This window comes from Halopseudomonas salegens (assembly GCF_900105655.1).
Taxonomy (GTDB): Bacteria; Pseudomonadota; Gammaproteobacteria; order Pseudomonadales; family Pseudomonadaceae; genus Halopseudomonas; species Halopseudomonas salegens.
This window is the reverse complement of sequence record NZ_LT629787.1, coordinates 2,644,381-2,666,731: the sequence shown is the minus strand read 5'-3', so window position 1 is coordinate 2,666,731 and position 22,351 is coordinate 2,644,381. Positions and strand designations below refer to the sequence as shown.

Below are 22,351 nucleotides of genomic sequence, written 5' to 3'. Positions count from 1 at the left end.
GGAGAGAATTACATGAGTCACCAATCCGATTTGATCGGCCAGGATATCCTGGCCTACCTCGCCCAGCACGAGCGCAAGGAACTGTTGCGGTTTCTGACCTGTGGCAATGTGGATGACGGCAAGAGCACGCTGATCGGGCGTTTGTTGCACGATTCCAAGATGATTTATGAAGATCATCTGGAAGCCATTACCAAGGATTCGAAAAAATCCGGTACTACCGGTGAAGAAGTTGATCTGGCCTTGTTGGTGGATGGTTTGCAGGCTGAGCGCGAGCAGGGCATCACCATTGATGTGGCTTACCGCTATTTCTCTACGGCCAAGCGCAAGTTCATCATCGCCGATACCCCCGGCCATGAGCAGTACACGCGGAATATGGCAACCGGTGCGTCGACCTGTGATCTGGCGATCATCCTGATTGATGCCCGACACGGCGTGCAGACGCAAACCAAGCGGCACAGTTTTATCGCCTCCTTGCTGGGCATCAAACACATTGTTGTCGCGGTAAACAAGATGGATCTGATGGGCTTTGATCAGGCCGTGTTCGAGCGTATCTGCGATGACTATCGCCAGTTCGCTGCCGGGCTGGATACCCTTGATGGCAACAGTGTGCACTTTGTGCCCATGTCGGCGCTCAAAGGCGACAACGTGGTCAACCGCAGCGAACAGAGCCCGTGGTATGAAGGCCAGACACTGATGGAAATCCTCGAGACAGTGGAAATCGCCGCTGATCGCAATCTCAAGGATCTGCGTTTCCCGGTGCAGCTGGTGACCCGCCCGAACCTCAACTTCCGCGGCTTTGCCGGCACCATTGCCTCCGGCATCGTGCACAAGGGCGATGAGCTGGTGGTATTGCCCTCGGGCAAGAGCAGCCGGGTCAAATCCATCGTTACCTTTGATGGCGAGCTTGAAGCAGCCGGCCCCGGCCAGGCGGTTACCCTGACGCTGGAAGACGAAATCGATTGTTCCCGTGGCGATATGCTGGCCCACGTGGATAACCGCCCGCTGGTCGGCGACCAGTTTGTCGCCAACCTGGTGTGGATGGCCGAACAGCCAATGCAGCCAGGGCGCAAATACGATATCAAACGTGCAACCAGTTACAGCCCGGGTTCCTTTACCCGTATTCAGCAACGTATTGATGTCAATACGCTGGAGGCGCAAAGCGCCGCCGAGCTGGGGCTCAATGAGATCGGTGTGGTCGAACTGAGCCTGGAACGCCCGATTGCTTATGATGCCTACCTGAGCAACCCGACGTCGGGTTCCTTTATCGTTATTGACCGCATGACCAACGCAACTGTCGCTGCCGGCATGATTGTCGCCAAACCCTTGATGGGGCAGAACACCAGTGGCAGTCAGCATGGCCGCTTTGCTCACGTCAGTGCGCGTGAGCGCGCCGAGCGCTTTGGCCAGGAGCCGGTGACCATTCTGTTTACCGGTCTGTCCGGCTCGGGCAAGAGCAGCCTGGCTTATGCGCTTGAGCGCAAGCTGTTCGACGCTGGCCGTGCCTGCTATGTGCTGGATGGCAAGGTGTTGCGTCAGGATCTGAGCAAAGGTCTGACCCAGGACGCAGCTGGTCGCGCCGAAAACCTGCACAAGGGTGCCCGCATTGCCCGACAGATGAATGAAGCTGGTCTGATTGCGCTGGGTGCCTTTGTGGCGCCAACCGAGGAAAGCCGCGCTACGGCCCGCTATATTCTGGGTGATCGTTGCCTGATGGTGCATCTGGATACACCGCTGGATGTGTGTCAGTCACGTGATCCGTCCGGGCTTTACGCTGCCAACGTGCCGGGCACTGTTCCGGGGGTGTCCTACCCCTACGAGGCACCGACAGACGCCGATCTGGTGTTGGATACTGCCAACCTCGATCTTGAGTCCTGTGTCGACAAGGTGATTGGCCTGCTGCGTGAGCGCAAGCTGGTCTGATGCCGATTGCCGGTGAATGGTTTATCCTCTGCCGCTACTGGCAGAGGATGACGTTATGAAACCGGCAGATATCGACTTTATGCGCCTGGCGCTGGATGAGGCGCGCAAAGGCGCTGCGGCTGGTGAAGTGCCGGTAGGTGCGATCCTGGTGCGTGCTGGCCAGATTATCGGCCGTGGTTTCAACCAGCCCATCAGTTCCCACGACCCCAGTGCCCACGCGGAAATGGTTGCCCTGCGCCAGGCCGCAGCGGCAGAGGCCAATTACCGTCTGCCCGGCACTACCCTCTACGTAACCCTCGAACCCTGCACCATGTGTACCGGCTTGCTGGTGCATAGCCGTATCCAGCGCCTGGTGTTCGGCGCCAGTGAACCGCGCTCGGGCGCCGTGGTCAGCCGCAGCCAGATCCTGCAGCAACCCTGGCTGAACCATCGCATTGAGGTCGAAGGCGGGGTGTTGGCCGACGAATGTGGCGCGGTGCTGACCGAGTTCTTCCGTGCGCGACGCGCGAAAACCGATCCATCCTGAACCGCGGCATGCCAACATCATCTAGCCGGCCGGGCACTTTCATGCCATTGACCGGATAGCGGATGCCGACCTTGTTTGCAGTGTCTGACTCAGCCTGATAACGCCATGGCCGGCCAGCGCCCAGCCCAGGGCTGCGCCTGTTCCAGCTGGCTGGCCAGTTGCAGCAGTAATGCCTCACTGCCGAACGGCCCATTGAATTGCACCCCGAGTGGCAAATCCTGTTCGGTCCAGTGCAGGGGCACGGTCATCGCCGGGGTGCCGGTCAGGTTGGCCAGCTGGGTGAAGGGCACGTAGGTCAGGTTGCGTCGGGCCATGTCATTGACCATGTTTTCCAGCAGGCCCCAGCGTGCCATCAAAGGCAGTAGCCCGGTAGCCAGCAATAACTCCAGTACCTGCGCCTGTTTGCGCGGAATATCGCCGCGCTCGTGGCGCATCGGTGGGTGGGCGATGGTGGGGGTCATGAACAGGTCATACTGCTGGTAATAGCGCCCCAGCGACTGGCTGAAATCATTCCACTGTCGATGACTGCGAATGTACTGGCTGCTGCTCATGGCGCGGCCAAAGGCGGCGAGGGTGCGTGTCAGCAGTTCAAAATCCTTGTCTTTGGCGCCCAGCGCATGGGCTTCGTCGACGGTGGCAGCGGTCTGGCCGAAATACATATCGAGAAAACAGCGCGCCAGTTGCTGGCCGTCGTAATCCGGTGCGGCTTCTTCTACCTCGTGGCCAAGGCTACGGAGCAGTTCCACACTGCGTTCAACGGCTGTGACGGCTTCCGGGTGTACCGGGGTATCCACCGGTGAGCGGGTGCTGTAACCGATGCGCAGTCTGCCCGGCTCACGTTGCGCCAGTTCACGGTAACTACCATTGGGAGGCTGGATGACAAAGGGGTCGCCCGGGTTGCTGCCGCTCATTATGTCCAGCGCCAGAGCGCTGTCACGCACGCTGCGGCTGACTACCAGGTCGCTGTTGGCGCCTTCCCAGACTTCTCCGATGGCCGGTCCGACTGAAACCCGGCCGCGACTCGGACGCAAGCCGAACAGTCCGCAGCAGGCAGCGGGAATGCGGATCGAGCCGCCGCCATCGTTGGCTCCGGCCATGGGGACTATGCCGGCTGCTACCGCCGCAGCCGAACCACCACTGGAGCCACCGGTGGTATGCGCCAGATTCCAGGGGTTGTTGCTGCGGCCAAACAGGGCAGGATCGGTCACGCCCTTGAGGGCCAGTTCCGGGGTATTGGTCTTGCCCATGATAACGGCGCCGGCATCCAGCAGGCGCTGAACCAGGTGGGCATGCTGCTTCGCCTTGATCTGGCTGTACACCTTGTTGCCGCGACTGGAGGCCAGTCCGGCGTAATCCTGAATCACGTCCTTGATCAGTATCGGTACCCCGGCCAGTGGGCCTTGTAGCGGTTGATTTACCCGCTCGGCGGCAATATCGAACATGGGTTGGCACACGGCATTCAGCGCCGGGTTCAAAGCGTGGTAGCGGGCAATGGCCAGTTCCAGTAGCTCGCTCGCGCTGGTGTCACCCGCGGCGACCCGTTCGGCCAGGCCGGTGGCGTCATGTTGCGGGTATTCGCTTTGCGTCAGGGGCATGGTCGGGGCTCGCCTTTATTGTTGTTCAGATTTGCGGCAGCTGTTCGAGAATGCCGGGTGAGTGATATTCACCGGACGGCAGCTGGGTCGATTCACTGGGCGGTTGGGTCACCCATTGCAGGATGTCGTAATAGCGGCGGATGTTCTGCACGTAATGCACCGGCTCCGAGCCACGGGCATAGCCATGGCGGGTCTGGCTGTACCATTCCTTTTTTGCCAGCAACGGCAGGTGATCCTTGACGTCGATCCAGCGGTCCGGGTCGCGGCCATTGTTGCGGGTGAGGATGCGGGCATCATTCAGGTGGCCGAGGCCGACATTGTAGGCGGCCATGGCAAACCAGGTGCGGTCCGGTTCGGGAATGTCGGCAGAAATCTGGTCGCGGACCCAGATCAGGTAACGGGCACCGCCAAAAATACTCTGCCGGGAATCAATCCGGTTGGTAACACCGACAAACTGGGCCGTCGGCAAGGTCAGCATCATCAGCCCGCGGACGCCGGTGAAGGAGCGCGCATCGGGATCCCAGAGCGATTCCTGGTAGCCCATGGCCGCCAGCAGTCGCCAGTCCAGGCCGTACTGGTCACCCGCCTCACGAAACAGTGACTCGAAACGCGGCAGGCGCTGCTGCATGTGCCGGGCAAAGGCTCGCGCCCCGACATAATCCAGTACGTCGGCATGGCCATAGAAGCGCTCGATCAGTTGATCCAGAGTGCCGTTGGCCTGAATGTCCTGGAAAAACTCGTCAACCGCCGCGGCCAGCGTGTCATTCTCTGTGCCACGTGGTAGCGCCCAGGCGATGGGGCGTGCATCGCCCAGATCAAAGCCAACGTGAATGGCCGGATAAAACGCCTGATTGACTACCAGTTCATTGGAATAGACCACGGCATGGTCGATTTCGTTGTCATTCACCAGGCGCAACAGATCGACCACTTCGACCTGCTCGGATTCTTCGAACACCAACTCCGGATGGCTTTCCTGCAGTTCACGCAGCAGGGTAACCAGACTGCTGCCGGCCAGTACCATGATGCGCTTGTCGTACAGATCTTCCAGGCTGCTTGGCTGACGGTTGCCGCGACGGTAGATAACCTGTGGCGTGGCATGCAGGTAGGGTTGCGCGTAACGGACCTGGTCAATGCGTGCGCTGTTGCGGGCCAGGCCGGCAGCCGCCAGATCGGCGCTGTCCAGCTGATCGGCAGGCTCGGCAATGCTGGCGTAGAGCTCATCCAGCGTACTGTTGATGCGCATATCCAGATCAACGCCGAGATGCTCGGCAAAGCGTTGGGCCAACTCGAATTCCAGACCGGTATCGCCGTGGCGATCCTGATAGAAAGTGGTCGGTGTGTTGCGGGTCACTGCAATCAGGCTGCCGCGCTCCCGAATCAGCTCCAGGCGGTCTTCCGGTTCCTGGCTACAGCCGGTCAGCATGAGCGCCGCAAGGGCCCAGGCAAGGAAAAACGTCAGGAGTCGGCAGTGCGGCGTCAGTCTCATGTCAGCAGTATAGGCAAAATCCGTCACTGACCATATCCCCAAAACGTCATAACGAATAACCCGTCAGCATGGCCCCAGGGCAGCGGTTGAGGTATCCTGTGTGCCTTCTTTTTTCCAATTATTTCCTCGAGGCCGTTACAGCATGCAAATTCTGCGTGGAGCCCCAGCCCTTTCCGATTTTCGCCGTCTCAAGCAACTGACCCGCTTGCAGGCCAAAGCGCCGGGCGTCAGTCATGTGTATGCCGAATTCGTGCATTTTGCCGAGCTGGATGCGCCGCTGGATGACGAACAGGCCCTGGTGCTCAGCCGGTTGCTGACCTACGGTCCCTCGGTGGATGTGGAAGAGCCGGAAGGCACTTTGGTGCTGGTGTTGCCGCGTTTCGGCACCATCTCTCCCTGGTCGAGCAAGGCCACCGATATCGCCCACAACTGCGGGCTGAGCAATGTACTGCGGCTCGAGCGCGGGATTGCCTGGCACGTCACCGGGGACATGAGTAGCCAGGAGCTGGCGCAGGTCAAGCAACTGCTGCACGACCGCATGACCGAAGTGGCGCTGGATGAACTGGAAGCGGCCAGCGGCCTGTTTGCCCATACCCAGCCGAAACCCTTCCAGCGCATCGATATTCTGGCCAATGGCCGTGCCGCACTGGAACAGGCCAACACCGAGCTGGGCCTGGCGCTGGCGGATGATGAAATTGATTATCTGTTGACCAGCTTCACTGATCTGGGGCGCAACCCCAGTGATGTCGAGCTGATGATGTTTGCCCAGGCCAACTCCGAGCACTGCCGACACAAGATTTTCAACGCCAGTTGGGATATCGACGGTGAAGCGCAGGACAAGAGCCTGTTCGGCATGATCAAGAACACCTACGAGATGCATGGCGAAGGGGTGCTCTCGGCGTACAAGGATAACGCCGCCGTGATCGAAGGCTTTACCGCCGGGCGTTTCTTCCCGCAGCCGGGTAGCGGTGAATACCGCGCACAGGAAGAGTCCGTGCATATCCTGATGAAGGTGGAAACTCACAACCATCCGACCGCGATTGCCCCTTTCCCCGGCGCTGCGACCGGCTCCGGCGGTGAGATCCGTGACGAAGGCGCTACCGGGCGTGGTGGCAAGCCAAAAGCCGGCCTGGCCGGTTTTACCGTATCCAACCTGCGCATTCCCGGCTTTTTGCAGCCCTGGGAAGAAGACAACGGCAAACCCGGTCGTATCGTCAGCCCACTGCAGATCATGATTGAAGGCCCGCTGGGCGGCGCGGCCTTCAATAACGAATTTGGTCGCCCCAACCTGACCGGTTACTTCCGTACCTTCGAGCACACGGTGCAGTCACCCCGTGGCCCGGAAATTCGCGGCTACCACAAGCCGATCATGATTGCCGGCGGGCTGGGTAACATCCGCGCCAATCACGTCGAGAAAGCCGAGATTACCGTGGGCGCCAAGCTGATCGTACTCGGCGGCCCGGCAATGCTGATCGGTCTGGGCGGCGGCGCGGCCTCTTCCATGGCCACCGGTGCCAGTGCCGAAGATCTTGATTTTGCCTCCGTGCAACGCGAAAACCCGGAAATGGAACGCCGCTGTCAGGAAGTCATCGACCGCTGCTGGCAGCTGGGCGACAAGAACCCGATTGCCTTTATTCATGACGTAGGTGCCGGCGGGCTGTCGAACGCTTTCCCTGAGCTGGTCAATGATGGCGGCCGTGGTGGTCGCTTCGAACTGCGCAAGGTGCCCAATGACGAACCCGGCATGAGCCCGGCGGAAATCTGGTCGAATGAATCCCAGGAGCGTTACGTCATGGCGGTGGACAATGCCGACTATGAGCGCTTCCAGGCGATTTGCGAGCGCGAGCGTTGCCCGCACGCGGTGGTCGGTGAAGCCACCGAAGAACAATTGCTGCTGCTCAACGACGAGCACTTCGAGAACCAGCCGGTGGATATGCCGCTGTCGGTTCTGCTTGGCAAGCCGCCGCGCATGCATCGGGATGTGACGCGCGAAGCCTCGCCGCAGGATGATTTCAGCGCCGATATGCCGCTGGAAGAAGCCGCCCTGCGCGTACTGCGCCTGCCGGCAGTCGCCAGCAAGAACTTCCTGATTACCATTGGCGACCGCAGCATTACCGGCATGGTCGCCCGCGACCAGATGGTCGGCCCCTGGCAAGTGCCGGTCGCCGATTGTGCGGTCACCACCAGCAGCTTCGATGTGCTGACTGGTGAAGCCATGGCCATGGGCGAGCGCACCCCGCTGGCGCTGCTGGATGCGCCGGCTTCCGGTCGCATGGCGGTCGCTGAAACCGTTACCAACCTGGCCGCTGCGCGTATCGAGAAACTGTCCGATATCAAACTCTCCGCCAACTGGATGGCCGCTGCCGGTCACCCGGGTGAAGATGCGCGTCTGTTTGATACGGTGAAAGCCGTAGGTATGGAACTCTGCCCCGAACTGGGTATTACCATCCCGGTCGGCAAAGACTCGATGTCGATGAAAACCCGCTGGAACGATGGCGGTGATGACAAGAGCGTCACCTCGCCGCTGTCACTGATCGTCACCGGCTTTGCCCCGGTGCAGAACGCCCGCCAGACCCTGACCCCGCAACTGCGCATGGACCAGGGTGATACGGATCTGATCCTGATTGATCTCGGCCGTGGCCAGAACCGTCTTGGCGGCTCGGCCCTGGCCCAGGTCTACAACAAACTCGGCCAGCAAGGCCCGGACCTGGACGACGCCGAAGACCTGAAAGCCTTCTTCGCCGTGATCCAGGGCCTGAATAACGATGGGCAACTGATCGCCTATCACGACCGCTCCGATGGCGGGCTGCTCGCCACCGTTGCGGAAATGGCCTTTGCCGGCCACTGCGGCCTGACGATCAACCTGGACGTTCTGGCCGATAATGCCAGCGCACTGGCTGCCGTGTTGTTCAACGAAGAGCTGGGTGCGGTGATTCAGGTGCGGCAGAGCGACACTGAAAGCGTACTGGCGCAACTCTCCGGCGCCGGCCTGGGTGATTGCAGCGCCGTCATCGGCCAGCCACAGAGTGCCCAGGTCCTCAACTTCAGTTTCAATGACGAGGTCTTGCTCAGCGGCACCCGCGCAGCCTGGCAACAAGCCTGGAGCGAAACCAGCTGGCAAATCCAGCGCCTGCGTGACAATGCCGATTGCGCCGATCAGGAATTCGAAGGCCTGGCCGATGACGGTAACCCCGGCCTGCAGGTACTGCTCAGCTATGACGTTGATGAAGACGTCGCCGCACCCTACATCAACAGTGGCATGCGACCACAAGTTGCCATCCTGCGCGAGCAGGGCGTCAATGGTCAGATTGAAATGGCCGCCGCCTTTACCCGCGCCGGCTTCAATGCCATCGATGTGCATATGAGCGACATTCTGGCGGGCCGTGTCGATCTGGCCGACTTCCGTGGCCTGGTTGCCTGTGGCGGCTTTTCCTACGGTGACGTACTGGGTGCCGGCGAGGGCTGGGCCAAATCCATCCTGTTCAACGCCGACGCGCGCGAAGCCTTCAGTGAGTTCTTCCAGCGTACTGACACCTTTGCCCTCGGCGTGTGCAACGGCTGTCAGATGCTATCCAACCTGCGTGAACTGATACCCGGCAGCGAGCACTGGCCGCACTTTGTGCGCAACCGGTCCGAGCAGTTCGAAGCCCGCGTTGCCCTGGTCGAAGTGCAAGCCTCACCGTCGATCTTCCTCAATGGCATGGTCGGCACCCGCCTGCCCATCGCCATCGCCCACGGCGAAGGCCACGCCGAATTCAGCAGCAGCACCGCTGTTGATGCCTGCGAAGCCAGCAACAGCGTGACCCTGCGCTATATCGACAATCGTGGCCGCATGACCGAACGCTACCCGGCCAACCCCAACGGCTCGCCCCGCGGCATCACCGGCCTGACCACCCGCGACGGCCGTGTCACCATCATGATGCCGCACCCCGAGCGCGTATTCCGCGCCGTACAGAACTCCTGGCACCCCGATGACTGGAACGAAGACGGCGGCTGGATGCGCATGTTCCGCAACGCCCGCGCCTGGGTAGGTTAAATCTAGCCCCTCTCCCCTTGCGGGGTGAGGGCGGTAAACAGCGAAGCACCGCTTCGCCCGCTCGAACGCCCTGAGCTCTGCGAAGGGCCGGGGGCTGCAGGCGGGGTTGGGGAGAGGGGGAAGGTTTTCAAACACCCTGAGCTCCGCGAAAGGCCGTGGACCAAATGCGGGTATGGGCTGAGGTAGACGCCTTTACATCCACCCAAAAGTCACGCTATGTTCAATACAGCAAGGAATGCTGACATCCCGCCTATCGGCACGGACGGCCACCTTCCTGCTCACAATCCAAGTAACTGCATTCCGGCATGCTCGCGTAAACAGGGTAGGGCGGTAGCGTCTTCGAACCACTGAAAGTCAGCCCAATGGGCTCTGCACTCCGGCAAACCCCTGACCGAGGACATGGGTGTAGATCTGCGTAGTACGCACATCCGCATGCCCGAGCAAAGTCTGTACGGTGCGAATATCGCTGCCACGCCGCAGCAACTCGGTAGCAAAGGTGTGGCGAAAGGTATGACAGCCAGCGGGCTTAGCAATACCGGCCTTTCCTACAGCGATTTTTACCGCGCGCTGAACAGTACTTACGTGAACATGGTGGCGAACACACTGGCCTTCATCATCCAGGCAAACGCCGCCGGAAGGAAAAAGCCATTGCCATTCCAGTGAATAGGGAGCGCGCGGGTATTTGCGCCGCAGGGCGAAAGGCAGTGAAACCGGGGTTTTGAAAAAAGGGTCCTGAGCTTTCCAGGCGGCTTGCAGCCTTTGTAAACGCAGTTGAAGGGGTTCAATCATGCTGACCGGGAGAAGAGTGGTGCGATCTTTACCACCCTTTCCATCGCGGACAGTAATGATCTGGCGGTTGAAATCGATATCCTTGACTCTAAGTCGGGTTGACTCGACGACTCTCAACCCCGCGCCATACATGAGTGATGCCAGTAAATCGTATGGCGTAGCAAGGCGAGAAATGATTGCCATGGCCTCTTGATGAGAAAGCACAGTCGGTAGCCGAGGCGGACGCTTGGCCCTGATGGTATCGCCAATGTCCCCCAAAGGTTGCTCAAGTACTCGAGCATAAAGAAAAACGATTGCATTCAATGCCAGGTTTTGTGTTGAAGCAGCAACCTGACGATCAGACGCTAGCCAACTGAGAAACTCGTTTACTTCTCTTGGCCCAAGCTCCAGAGGGTGGCGCAATTGATGAAAACGCAGAAAGTACCGAATCCAGTACCAGTAGGTTTTTTCAGTTCGGATGCTGTATCGGTGCACACGCATGACGGCACGGAATTGCTCCCGCAAACGGGGTTTTGGGGGTAAGCTGTCCATGCAAACCTCTTGGCTGGTTATTTATACAGTAGTATTGGTTGAGCAAAAAGAAGATGTCAAGCCAATACACCTGATGGCTTGTTCAGGTCGAGTAAATGCTTGATTTTGTTGGCTTCTAAGATTTCAGAAGTTCGGCTATGCTGGAGCTATATCGAACAAACTATTATGTATTAGTGCCGCGTGCGGTCTAATCACTGTTATGTGTAAAAGCAGATGAAAAGTACCATCTACGCACTACTATTAATTTTGACGATTTTCGTGGCCATTATATGTGCCATAAACGAAGTTACCGTTTCGAATTCCTTTGGTTGGCTTGGATTTTCGATCGCTGTAGGTTCTATGGGCTATTTCATGGTGTTCGCACCGTACGGGTTACGAACTCATACAACCGTGTTTGGCCGGCAGCAGAAGTATAGGCACCCAGTAGCAGAAGTACCTGCGAAAGCTGCAGGGTTGATTTTGGGTTCAACCATTTTTTGCTTAGCTCTTAGTTTTGGTTTTCATTTTTATGCCACCTAAACACATAACAATCGGCAGCACAGTGACCGATTCTCCGCCGCTCCGCGGCTACAAATCGGCACGTGTGCCGGGCGTTATGTGTCAAATTGAAATTCGAATGGCTTCGGCCAAATCCAGATTAAGGAAGTGACATGACAAATGACGAACTAAGTGACCTGATTCTTTCGATAACGCTTGAAGTGAAAGATGATTTTCAGGCAGGTGCTAAAGTTACTCGGTGTAAATTACCAGAGGCAGCGCTAGCGGATGATGTCATTGAGGCACTGGATGCCCATTTTGAACATTATGAAAGCTGCACGGTAGATGATGGTGTTTTGGTTTTGGTACACCCTGAGCCAGAAGACTAGTGAAAACACATAACCAGGCCATCCACCGGATGCCAAAACCTCCGCTTTGCTCCGGTTTTGCCACCGGTGATGGCGGGCGTTAGGCATCTATCCCAGGACTGACAAAGTGACAACACATGATAAAAACGCTGAAAGCACTAACTGGCTAATTAGTCTTTTTGTGGTTATTTTTGTACCTATGGTTGCATGCACACCCTACCTTCTTTTATCCACGGCATACGGAACTCTAAATCCAGAAGAATGGACACGAAAAGACTCATCAATATCTCTACTTACTGCGTTTATATTTATTCTATTTAGCCTTGCTTTTTATTTTGTTAGAGAAAAAAATATAAACATCCATCAGTACATAAACAAAATAATCGACCTAAAGGAACTGCAAGATAAAAAATATATTGACTTCATGCTTGCTCATTATGGAAACGTTGCTTCTTTGGGCGTAATCATGGCGGTCTTAGCTGTGTTTTTCAGAAAATCAGTCAATATTCTAGGCATATCTTTTTCGTCCCTCGCAATATCAATTTTATTATTTTTAATGATCACTGTTTATGGGTTGATTTTTACAAAAGCCGTACATGGCGCCTTAAATAAAGGAGCTATCGTGTTTTCATCACTAATCATTATGTTAATCCTAGATGTCGCAGTTATGCAGCTAGCGATTAACAGCATTCCCAAGTAGACGCCTAACAAATTGCTGCACGCGGAAAAATTACTCGCTACGCTCCCAATTTTCCGGTGAGCAAAGCGTTATGCATACGCTGGAATTGACCCATGGCTCTAGTCTCAAAACTCAGCGATGTTATTGCAACAAGAGAAATCGAGCTTGTGCTTAAAGATGGAGCCAAAGAAACATATCTCGTAAGCATAGCAAGGCCGGAGTTAGCCGAGACCAGAGATAGCTATGTTTGCGCACATGAATTCTTGTCGGAAACATTTGAAAAAATCATCAATATTCACGGCGTAGATCCATTTCAAGCGCTAGAATTATCGATCAAAAGTATTGCGCCATACTTGGAATATCTCGAGCGCAAACGTGGAGGTATATTCCATTTTTCGGGCGAGCCCGGGCACTGCTTTCCAAAAAGCAAGCAGGTATAAAATGCATAACAAGTCCCTGCACGGGACCAGTTCTCCACCGCTCCGCGGCTACAAACTGGCCCGTGAGCTCAAACGTTATACGTCATGTGTCAACGACGGTTCAAAACTGACCCACTTATCGGCGATATCGTCGGTTTAAAACTGACCCACCCTTGGCGATTAATTGTTGGTTAATAGACCTTGGCTGCTGCCCGAGACCGGCGCGATACCCGCAGCGTTCTTGTCCTTCAAGCGGTAGCTTTCGCCACGGATCTGCACGATATGCGCATGGTGTAACAACCGGTCTAACAGCGCTGCCGTCAAGGTTGTGTCATCGGCGAAGGCATGGGACCACTGCGAGAACGGCAGGTTACTGGTTACGATGACACTGCCTTGCTCGTACCGCTTGGCGATGACATTGAAGAACAGATTGGCTTCTTCGCGGCCAAACGGCAGATAGCCGATCTCGTCGATGATCAGCAGCCGCGGAGCTAGCACGCTGCGCTTCAAGTATTGCTCTAGGCGTTCCTGTTTGCGGGCTGTTGCCAGTTGCAGCATCAGATCGGCTGCGGCGATGAAGCGTGTCTTGATGCCTTGAGCGACGGCTTTGTGACCTAGGCTGATGGCGAGATGACTCTTGCCAACGCCACTGGGGCCGAGGAGTACGACATTCTCTGCTCGCTCTACGAAGGCCAAGCTTGTCAGTTCGTTCAGCTGTTTGCGCGGCGCTCCGCTGGCGAATTTAAAGTCATAGTCCTCGAAGAGCTTGCGCCCAGGGAAGCCGGCAAACTTGAGTAAGGTCTCACGGGAGCGCAGGGACCGTGCGTCCAGTTCCAAGCGCAATAGCTGCTCAAGGAAGTCGGCCAAGGTGTCTTCTTGCGAGGCGCAACGGTCGGCCATGGCTGACCATTCGCTGGCTAACGTGTCGAGCTTTAGGTTCGCGCAGGCGTGTTGGATACGCTGATGTTGCAGGTTCATGGACGTGCCTCCAGCAGCCGATCATAGGTGCTCAGCGGATGCTGGAAGCTCTCCCTGGGCACAGGCCGTGCGGCGGCGGGTATGTGCTCTAAGCCCCGTTTTGCCCGCCGTGGCAATGGCCTGAGCTGGAAGCGCTCCTGATCCAGCAATATCTGAGGCTTGATGCCGGTGGTGCCATGGATACGCTGGTGCGCCACACGCTCGAGCCAGGGACCTATATGGGCATTGGCCGTGGCCACATCCAGCCGAAGCCCAGCCTGATTCAGAGTGGCTGCCAGGGGCGTGATGAAGCTGTTTTTCAAGTAACCATTGAAGCGCTCGACCTTGCCCTTGGTGCGAGCTCTGTAGGGTCGGCAAGCGCGGGCGATAAAGCCATAATCACGCGCAGTCGCCAGCAGTTGCGCATTCCAACGATGCTGGCCTTCGCCGTAAGCATCACGCTCGATCATGATGGTCTTGGCGTTGTCGAACAGGATCTCCTGGGGTACCCCGCCGAAGTAATGGCATGCCTCCTCGATCCCGCGCAGCCAGTCATCCTGACGCTCATGCTCGGAAAACCGGACGTAGGTAGCGCGGCTATATCCCAGCGTGGCGACGAAAGCTTTGATCGTGCGCCGGTGGCGAGAGATGGTCGTGAAATCGACCTGCATTTGCTTGCCTGGAGGCGTCTCGAAACGAACTACCGGATCAGGCACGGCCGTCTTGAACTCGGCGAGATAGTTCTTGAGCTGAGTGATTCCGCCAGCATAGCCACGATCCTGAATCTCGCTGAACAGAACCGTTGCCGGTATCCAGTGCGGTTTGGCCGCCTCGATCCGTGCTAACAGATAGGTTTTGTAGGGCTCTAGCTTTGCTGGGCGAGCAGCCCGGTCCGGATAGCTAGGTACAACCGTCAGATCCCGCAGATACCTCCGCACCGTATTGCGCGACACTCCGAGCTGCTTTGCGATGGCGCGAATGCTGTTGCCTTGGCCATGTAATACATGAATTTCCACGAGTCTCTCCTGAGTCAACATCGGCCGCCGCTCTGGTCATTTGATTAGGCGGCCATTTTGCTTCAGGTGGGTCAATTTTAAGTCGACGTTGGTGGGTCAGTATTACTCCGGCGGTGACAGTCATGACTAAACTTGAAGCCGATTTGATAGAGCTAGTTGCAGCGGAGTCTGGAATCCGCAAGGAGTACGTGACTTTAGAGAGCACCCTTCTTGGCGATCTGGGTCTAGACGGAGATGACGCACGGGAAGTATTTGAGGCATTACCGAGCAAATTCGGCGTCGATATTTCCTCATTTGAATTCGACAGGCACTTCAGATGTGAACCTTGCTTCAAGGGGATTCTGTTTTTCATGCGCAAGCTTAAATATCGCGATGAGCACGTTGCCGCTAGGAAGGAGCCTATAACGGTCGCGCAGTTGGTTAGCGCATGCGAAAAGAAGGCTTGGCAATATGACGTATAACCAGTCACTGCATGGGACCGCTTCTCCGCCGCTCCGCGGCTACAAACCGGCCCATGAGTTCACACGTTATGCGTTTCCATAGGCTGAGCAATTTAGGCACAAAGCAAATATAGGAAAAACCTTAGAATGGCCAGAAAATCTATACCTGTTAACGTCGCGAGGCAGCTTTGGGCAGGTTGTGGCGGATATTGTCAAAACCCCAGTTGTAACCGCTTCTTATTCGCCACTGTAGGGGACGATAGTGTAAGTCTGGCCAACGTAGCACATATTATTGGTCATGGTGAAAATGGGCCTCGAAGTGACCATGAGCTAGCAGAGTTTATAGATCGAGATGGTCTCGACAATTTAATTATGCTCTGCCTTGAATGTCACAAAATCGTAGATGAGTTGGAGAAGGAATATAGCGTAGAGACAATTCGAATATGGAAATCTGATCATGAGAGGAAAGTTAGGCAGTTCTTCAATATTCCGAGAGTGACAGATGAGCGCGAATTGTTGATTGATGTGAGTGAGCTTCTAGATGAGAACGGAGCGATTTTTCGAGAATATGGTCCATATTCACAGAGGGTCCTAGAGGGGGAATCTGGTGACGCCTTAACTATTTGGCGAAGGAGGTGCCTTGATACTATTCTTCCAAACAATCGCCGCATTGTTAATTTAATAGAGAAAAATAAAAGAAATTTTCCGTATCCTTGGGATGTCTACAGGGCAATGCTTAATTATAAGCTTCACGTTGATGCTTTTGAAGATAACTGTCTGCTGGGACAAAGAGTTAATGATTATAAGCTATTTCCTGTAGAGTTTGATCACTTTGTGAAAACAAAGTTAGGCGTAGAAATGCCTCCTCTCGAAAGAAGAGGGGAAGAAGAACTTGAGTTCCGCCACAACCAAGTTTCTACGTTTATAAACCGGTTCTTGGCCAATCATGACTTTATAGATCAAATGGAAGAGCTTAATCGAGCTACAATGTCCATCACATTAAAGGATGGCAGGGAGCTGCGGGTGTTTGTGACAAATACTTATTATTTTACTGAATACACTCTCGAAAAGGTCATGGCTGTCGATCCACAAGTAGAAGTTATTATTTGTTCTTGCCCAGCAGGGCAATACGCTGAAGGTGCCAAGCAGCTATGCATCGAACATGGAATAGGGCTTTTCATGTTTGGGGAGTTTATGGGAGCGTTAAGGAAGACTGGCGAACATTTCTTAAATTATTTGCTTAGATCCGAACGCGAAAATCGAATAAATTCCTTTAAACGGCCGCTCGAGCGTACAAGTCTGCCAAAAGGCCTCCAAGTATACCTCTTTGGGTCTTACCTACGGCGAAAGCTATACGAAGATATTGATGCAGTTATCGTTTACTCGAATTTTCAGGCGAAAGATGCGGTTGAGCGAGTTTCCGGAATTTTAAAATCAGAATTAAGACAGCAAGCTGAAAAGATAGATTTGACCATTTGCTCTGCCGAAGAGTTTTCAGCGCTGAAACTTACGAATGATAATTTAACTAAGGTTTATGCTTCATGAGATAAGAGGTGGACGCGCATAACAATGCGCTGTTGTCGGACAACTTTTCCACCGCTGCGCGGCTCCAAAGTTGCCGCAAAGCTTCGCGTTAACACTCAAGGAGAAACTGTGCCTCTATACAAGTATTTGACACCTGAAAATACCTTGAGGGTTTTAGACGGTAGTGTAAGGTTTACTCAGCCGGGGGCTTTCAATGATCCGTTTGAAATGGTGCCGGAGCTACATGTTCCGGTAGATTTCGAACCTAAAGACATATCTATCAGCTTTGACGTCCTCGCACCCAGAAGGCAACCGAGTGTTGGTGATTTAGCCGTTGACTTTGAATCTGACCATTGCAATGACATCAATTCTAGAAATATTTTAAGCTCACTGAATAGATCCATTGGCATTCTATGCTTATCTAAAAATGAGTCATCTCTGCTAATGTGGTCTCACTATGCTGGTGAATACTCAGGGGCCGTTATTGAGTTTGATGAAGAGCATGAATTTTTCACGGGCCTATTTAATGTAGAGTATCGAGAGCATAGGCCTAAAAAAGACATCAGTTCTTATTTGAGTAGTGAATTACCAATTCCTATTGCCGAGCTTTGTGTAAAACCAAAGGACTGGGAATATGAGAAAGAATATAGAATTGTTAGAAATCTTTCCGATTGTAAACCGGTTGGTGAATATGATGGTTTCCCTGTTTATGTCATGGATATCCCCTTAGAAGCGATAAAGTCCGTTACGCTTGGCGAAAGGATGCCTGTAGCAATTCAAAGAGATATCTGGAATAAAATCAAAAATACGAACATCTCGTTGAATCTTGCAGCTATCGCAAACTGGGGTTACGAATTTAGAAAAGAACCGATTAAGTATAATCTTCCCGTTTCTGATATGAATCCTTTGATTAGCCCAAGAACGGCCCATATATTTTCTGAACTTGAAAATGATTTTGGCGAAATGGCTCGCTGGATGATAAAAGAGCATAAGTTGAGCAGTGTTGCTAACCATACGCTGTAAAGTGTTAACAAGCGCAAGCAGTCGGAAAATTTACTCGCTAGCGCTCCTAAATTTCCGCTGTTGCGGGCGTTAGCGGGTCTCTAAGAGGAGCGTTCCATGAAGATCAACGGTTATGAAAACGGAGAGCTCCCAATTGAAGAAATAAGGTTCTTCGACCTGGCAGAAGTCGGAGTGGAGGCAACCCCAGAAGAGCTCCGAAAGCTCGCAACCTTTCTCCAGGCCGCTGCCGATAACATGGAAAGAATGGGAACCTCTTATACTCATGAGCACTTGTCTGACAAGCAACCTGGGTTTGAGGGCTCTCCTCATTTTGTAGTCTTCAATTCAGAGCTCAGCGAGTAACCGCTAACAAGCGGCACCACGGTGACCGCTTCTCCGCCGCTTCGCGGCTACAAAGCGGCACGTGTGCCGGGCGTTAGGACAGGGTGAGCCACTTGGGTACGCGACAAGATATGCTGCCGACCGCAAGAGGAATAAGTACTGTTCACTCTATAGATGACTTGCGGAAGTTACTCGATTCAAGTGTGTGGGGGTTCGTCGTTGAACTGCTTATAAGAACTAGATCATACGATGCAGGGCTTGAGGGGGCGGAAAGGCTGTCTGAAATTCTACAAAAACATAAAGATGACATAAGCCAGAATGAATTTGATGAATTTTTCAAGTCCATTCATACGCTCAAACTCAATATGCTGGATAAAATGGATTTGTGGGCAGAATACGTAGCGCACTGGGAGAGCCTAAGAGAAAGCACAAGTTATGAGCTTTGCTATTCAAAGCCAAGCTCAGTTGAGTTGCTGGAAGAAAAAGAAGTAAATCTGAAATCAGAATGGTCTCTTAGGCGTAGTTTTATATTGAGGGTAGAGGATGAATTTGTTTTTATTCATTGGCTTTATCATGCATCGCGACGCTACGAACTGATTAAAAGAAAGCTTGACCGCAGATTTTCTGGGCGACAAAGAAAATCAGATTTTCATGCTGCGCAGCTTGATTTATCCGAACATGAAATACGTCGCCGAATTATTGAGTTTGAACGTATTGTGAAATCCATATTCGTGCAGCGGAGCTGCTAACTTGAATGTCCTAACAATCGCAGGCACAGGGACAAATTTTTCACTGCGCTTAAAATTTGCCCGTGCTGCGGGCGTTAGCACTCAAATGAAATTCGAACTTCTTACAGGAAAGCGAGCTCTAGGGACTGCCTACTCTAGAGACTACACAGAATGGGCTGAGTCTTTATTGTATGAAGATGTCGATTCGGAAAATGTAGCAATTCTGGCAAGTATGGGGTGCGAACGTGATCCTGACTCAGAAGAAATAGAGAAATATTTTCTGAAATCTATAAGGGATCTTGATTTAACTTTGCCGTCTGAAAAAGACGGATTAAGAAGATATGCTAAAGCCCTTTGTGAGCAGATTGTATCTGGTGATTTGGAGCCGGAGAAAGGAGTAAGCATTTTAGAAACCTTTTATTCTAGGTCCGACTATGAAGCAATTTATAGTATTTGGGATGAGCTAAGTGAAGATCTTTGGATGGTAAGCGACCGCGACGGCTGTATTTTTAATACCGGTTTATCGACGGAAAACAAAAATGAATACATAAAAGGGGTGGCGGCTCAGTTTATCGAGCTTCTTGAAATGCAGTTGCCGGAGCGTTTCTTCCAATTGAGCGCCTGCCCAGCGTGCGGTCATATCGGAGAAAGCGAATCTGAGGTGATTGATAAGCCTTGGTTGCCAGATAAACTGTTCAGGCTGATTTACAATCGAGGTCAAACGCAAAGAGCAATATGTTCTAGATGCAAAAGACCATTTCCAAACAATATGAGTGACTATGAAGGCCGCAAACAGTATCTCAGCAGCAAGTGCTAACAAAGCTATCAAATTGACGGCTTTTCCGTTGCTTGTTTTGTGGCTTAACGCTACGCTACCACAAAACAATCAACTCCAAAGCCGCAATTTATAGCGGCGTTAACTCTAAGGACCGAATATGGAGCTGTTAGCGAAGTCGGATGAGGCGATATTGCAAGCCGTGAATCCTTTGATGGACAACCTGATGGAAGGCTCCACCGAAATTGACTATGAGAAGCACACCAGAGACTTTTCCTCGCGCATAAAGAGCCAAATGTCGCCAAGCATGCTAGAGGAGATCTGTAAGGATTATCAGAGCAGGTGGGGAATTTTCCAGAAGCGAGAGTTCGTAGCTCTGTTCCGGAGAGAAACCTCTGTTGCGGTAATCTGGAAGCAGTATTGCTCCAAAACGCCAGACGAGTACGTCGCTGAAGCGGTTTTTATAGAGGAAAACGGGAGGCTCGTCATTGATCATGCATTTGTGTTCTGACCAAGGAGTTAACAATTCGCTTTTGTCGGACAATTTCTCCACCGCTCCGCGGCTACAAAATTGCCGCAAAGCTCCGCGTTAGCTCTCAACTGGACATTTTGCTTTGACTGAATATATTCATCCAAATGATTTTAAGAACTGGCTTGACGAACAGTCGGGAGAGCGTGGGGCGTTGGAGTTCTTTTCGAATCGGCCTCAAACTCTATATTGGACATTCTGCAGAGCGGGCGGGCATTGCCGTTTTCTTTTCAAGGAGTTTCCCCTTGGAAGCCAGTATAAAGCCGATTTCGTTATCCTGAATTCATACTCTGGTGTTTGGGAGGTGATGTTCATTGAAATGGAACCAGTTGACGACAATGTCTTTACTCAGCAAGGGGTTCCGTCCAAACGCTTGGCAGGTGCAATTAAGCAAGTTGATGATTGGGCTGAATATTTCGATATGCACAAGAGCCATGTCAGGTCAGAATTAGTGCGGTGGGCAAAGAGCAAAGATATTCTTGGTTACTCCTCGCCTGATGTCATTAGCAATATGTCTGGGGACTACTTGGCAGATCCTGAAAGCTACCTGAAAGAGAGTTTTCATATCGTAGTTGGTAGGCGTGACGATATTAGTCGTGCATCCCACAAACGAAAAGCGACTTATACAGCGAAGCATGGAATTGAAATAGTTACTTATGATCGAATTAAAGACTTGGTCGATTTAAGGTACCAGGATCCTGAGCCGTGGCTTCGTGAAAAGAGCTAACAAAGCCATTAAATTCGCTCCCGTCGGTCGCCGGACCTCGTTTCACTCGGCCGTTTATGGCGGGCGTTGAGGCTGTAGAAAAACCCCTGATTTGCTAGGATTTTGGCAGACCAACAAGGAGTGTTGCATGCCTCGCTTCAAGCCCTACGAATACAGCCAGCACAGCATGGTAGTGATCAACTACCAGGAACAGCTCCAGCCAGGTACGTTCGAGTACGCCGTTCACTACCTGATTGAACACAAGCTGGATCTGTCGGTATTTCACCCGCGCTATCGCAATGACGACACTGGCCGCCTGGCCTACGATCCAGCCATCCTGTTGAAGATCGTTCTGTTCGCCTACTCCAAGGGCATTACCTCCAGCCGCCAGATTCAGTGGTGCTGTGAAACCAACATTCTGTTCAAGGCCCTGTCCTGCGATACGGTTCCGCACTTCACCACGCTGGCGAGCTTTGTCAGCGAGAATGCAGAAGCTATCGAAGCTGTGTTTGAGCAGGTGCTGTTGGTCTGTCACCAGCAGGGTTTGCTGGGAAACGAGCTGTTTGCTATCGACGGTTGCAAGACCTCATCCAATGCCGCCAAGGAGTGGTCAGGCACCTTCAAGGAACTGAAGGCCAAGCGCGACAAGCTACGCAAACTGATACGCCACCACTTGGCTGAGCATCGTCAGCACGACTCCGCCGAGACGGAGGCTGAGATGGAACGCGCCATCCGTCATGGCAAGATGATCCTCTCGCTGGATCAGGCCATGGAAAAGGTCGATCGCTTTTTAAAGACCCAGAGTCCAAGGATGGGTCAGGGTAAACGCCGCAAGGAAGTGAAGAGCAACATCACCGATAACGAAAGCGCCAAGATGACCACCAGCAAGGGCACGATCCAGGGTTATAACGGCGTGGCCACAGTGGACAAGAAATACCAGGTCATCATCGATGCTCAGGCCTTTGGCGAAGGGCAGGAGCAAGGAGCACCACACCCTGCAACCAGTGCTGGAAACGGCCGAAGCTCGCTATAAGAAGCTGGGCATCGCCGACAGCATCTACCCCGCCGGACAACAGCTCAGCCACCGGGGCGTACGTGCAAATGACAACGGCATCCCAGTCGCTTACTTCGAAGGCCGACTGCTGCAATACCGACACTGCCCCAAGCGCGAAGCGTGCATGCATAACCCGCAATCGGCAGAACACCGCAAGGGGGCAGGAAGACAGGTTTCATTCCGCTTGGAAGCTAATTGGCCACCCAGTTACACCGACTGGATGAAGCACCGGGTGGATAGTCCTGAAGGCAGGGCGATCTTCAGCCACAGGATGTCAGTGGTGGAACCTGTGTTTGGCAATATCGGCACCAACAAGCGGCTGAGTCGCTTCAGCTTGCGGGGCCGTAGAAAGGTCCAGGGCCAATGGCAGCTGTATTGCCTGATACACAACATTGAGAAGCTGGCGAATTACGGACAATATGGCTGATAGCACTGGGTTGCCAAGCCTGCCA

General features: G+C 53.7%; 19 protein-coding genes and 1 pseudogene. 15 read left to right on the top strand and 5 right to left on the bottom strand.

Translation table 11 applies throughout. The features are described 5' to 3' along the window. Window positions 1-12: 12 nt before the first annotated feature. Both cysN and tadA read left to right on the top strand, forming a co-directional pair. Complete coding sequence (gene cysN / locus BLU07_RS12265; protein WP_092387343.1) at window positions 13-1,920, top strand: sulfate adenylyltransferase subunit CysN; 1,908 nt, start codon at window positions 13-15, stop codon at window positions 1,918-1,920. A gap of 55 nt (window positions 1,921-1,975) precedes the next feature. Beyond that, window positions 1,976-2,446 carry a tRNA adenosine(34) deaminase TadA gene (gene tadA / locus BLU07_RS12260; RefSeq protein WP_231701633.1) on the top strand — a complete coding sequence of 157 codons (471 nt, stop codon included), beginning with the start codon at window positions 1,976-1,978 and terminating at the stop codon, window positions 2,444-2,446. An 89-nt stretch (window positions 2,447-2,535) separates the two neighbouring features. Here tadA and BLU07_RS12255 read toward each other — a convergent pair whose 3' ends face one another. Both BLU07_RS12255 and mltF read right to left on the bottom strand, forming a co-directional pair. Continuing rightward, entirely contained in the window at window positions 2,536-4,041 is a 1,506-nt protein-coding gene (locus BLU07_RS12255; protein ID WP_197675005.1) for an amidase, read from the bottom strand. A gap of 25 nt (window positions 4,042-4,066) precedes the next feature. Then, window positions 4,067-5,527, bottom strand: coding sequence for a membrane-bound lytic murein transglycosylase MltF (mltF, locus tag BLU07_RS12250; protein WP_092389819.1), 1,461 nt, complete (start codon window positions 5,525-5,527; stop codon window positions 4,067-4,069). Between the two features lie 142 nt (window positions 5,528-5,669). Here mltF and purL point away from each other — a divergent pair, with 142 nt between their 5' ends. Next, window positions 5,670-9,563 carry a phosphoribosylformylglycinamidine synthase gene (purL, locus tag BLU07_RS12245; RefSeq protein WP_092387341.1) on the top strand — a complete coding sequence of 1,298 codons (3,894 nt, stop codon included), beginning with the start codon at window positions 5,670-5,672 and terminating at the stop codon, window positions 9,561-9,563. A 354-nt stretch (window positions 9,564-9,917) separates the two neighbouring features. Here the strand turns inward: purL and BLU07_RS12240 are convergent, their stop codons facing one another. Continuing rightward, on the bottom strand, window positions 9,918-10,883 hold the full coding sequence (locus BLU07_RS12240) for an integron integrase (protein ID WP_092387339.1): 966 nt from the start codon (window positions 10,881-10,883) through the stop codon (window positions 9,918-9,920). A gap of 650 nt (window positions 10,884-11,533) precedes the next feature. On the opposite strand from BLU07_RS12240, the gene BLU07_RS12235 reads away from it, so the two are divergent. From BLU07_RS12235 to BLU07_RS12225, 3 genes are all read left to right on the top strand, one after another. Continuing rightward, window positions 11,534-11,749 carry a hypothetical protein gene (locus BLU07_RS12235; RefSeq protein WP_092387338.1) on the top strand — a complete coding sequence of 72 codons (216 nt, stop codon included), beginning with the start codon at window positions 11,534-11,536 and terminating at the stop codon, window positions 11,747-11,749. 106 nt (window positions 11,750-11,855) lie between these two features. Further along, window positions 11,856-12,428: a hypothetical protein gene (locus tag BLU07_RS12230; protein ID WP_092387336.1), complete on the top strand. Its 573-nt coding sequence runs from the start codon at window positions 11,856-11,858 to the stop codon at window positions 12,426-12,428. Window positions 12,429-12,520: 92 nt separating this feature from the next. Then, a complete protein-coding gene (locus tag BLU07_RS12225; protein WP_092387334.1) occupies window positions 12,521-12,847 on the top strand; it encodes a DUF6968 family protein in 327 nt (108 codons plus the stop codon). Between the two features lie 159 nt (window positions 12,848-13,006). Here BLU07_RS12225 and istB read toward each other — a convergent pair whose 3' ends face one another. Together istB and istA are read right to left on the bottom strand one after the other, a co-directional pair. After that, window positions 13,007-13,804, bottom strand: coding sequence for an IS21-like element helper ATPase IstB (gene istB / locus BLU07_RS12220; RefSeq protein WP_092385635.1), 798 nt, complete (start codon window positions 13,802-13,804; stop codon window positions 13,007-13,009). Further along, window positions 13,801-14,820, bottom strand: coding sequence for an IS21 family transposase (gene istA / locus BLU07_RS12215; RefSeq protein ID WP_092385633.1), 1,020 nt, complete (start codon window positions 14,818-14,820; stop codon window positions 13,801-13,803). The genes istB and istA overlap by 4 nt, the downstream gene beginning before the upstream one ends. 101 nt (window positions 14,821-14,921) lie before the next feature. On the opposite strand from istA, the gene BLU07_RS12210 reads away from it, so the two are divergent. From BLU07_RS12210 to BLU07_RS12175, 9 genes and pseudogenes are all read left to right on the top strand, one after another. Further along, window positions 14,922-15,260 carry a DUF1493 family protein gene (locus BLU07_RS12210; protein WP_092387332.1) on the top strand — a complete coding sequence of 113 codons (339 nt, stop codon included), beginning with the start codon at window positions 14,922-14,924 and terminating at the stop codon, window positions 15,258-15,260. Between the two features lie 126 nt (window positions 15,261-15,386). Continuing rightward, entirely contained in the window at window positions 15,387-16,784 is a 1,398-nt protein-coding gene (locus BLU07_RS12205) for a nucleotidyltransferase family protein (protein WP_092387330.1), read from the top strand. 108 nt (window positions 16,785-16,892) lie between these two features. Next, window positions 16,893-17,786, top strand: coding sequence for a DUF2971 domain-containing protein (locus BLU07_RS12200; protein ID WP_092387328.1), 894 nt, complete (start codon window positions 16,893-16,895; stop codon window positions 17,784-17,786). A 96-nt stretch (window positions 17,787-17,882) separates the two neighbouring features. Then, on the top strand, window positions 17,883-18,128 hold the full coding sequence (locus BLU07_RS12195; protein WP_092387326.1) for an Imm32 family immunity protein: 246 nt from the start codon (window positions 17,883-17,885) through the stop codon (window positions 18,126-18,128). 92 nt (window positions 18,129-18,220) lie between these two features. Beyond that, window positions 18,221-18,856, top strand: a complete 636-nt coding sequence (locus tag BLU07_RS17625) for a hypothetical protein (RefSeq protein WP_157719198.1) — start codon at window positions 18,221-18,223, stop codon at window positions 18,854-18,856. 1 nt (window position 18,857) lies between these two features. Further along, on the top strand, window positions 18,858-19,652 hold the full coding sequence (locus tag BLU07_RS12190; protein WP_157719197.1) for a hypothetical protein: 795 nt from the start codon (window positions 18,858-18,860) through the stop codon (window positions 19,650-19,652). 118 nt (window positions 19,653-19,770) lie between these two features. After that, window positions 19,771-20,121, top strand: coding sequence for a hypothetical protein (locus BLU07_RS12185; protein WP_092387321.1), 351 nt, complete (start codon window positions 19,771-19,773; stop codon window positions 20,119-20,121). A gap of 103 nt (window positions 20,122-20,224) precedes the next feature. Next, complete coding sequence (locus tag BLU07_RS12180; RefSeq protein ID WP_092387319.1) at window positions 20,225-20,866, top strand: Shedu anti-phage system protein SduA domain-containing protein; 642 nt, start codon at window positions 20,225-20,227, stop codon at window positions 20,864-20,866. Window positions 20,867-20,993: 127 nt separating this feature from the next. Continuing rightward, window positions 20,994-22,326: pseudogene (locus BLU07_RS12175) on the top strand (transposase). Window positions 22,327-22,351: the final 25 nt, after the last annotated feature.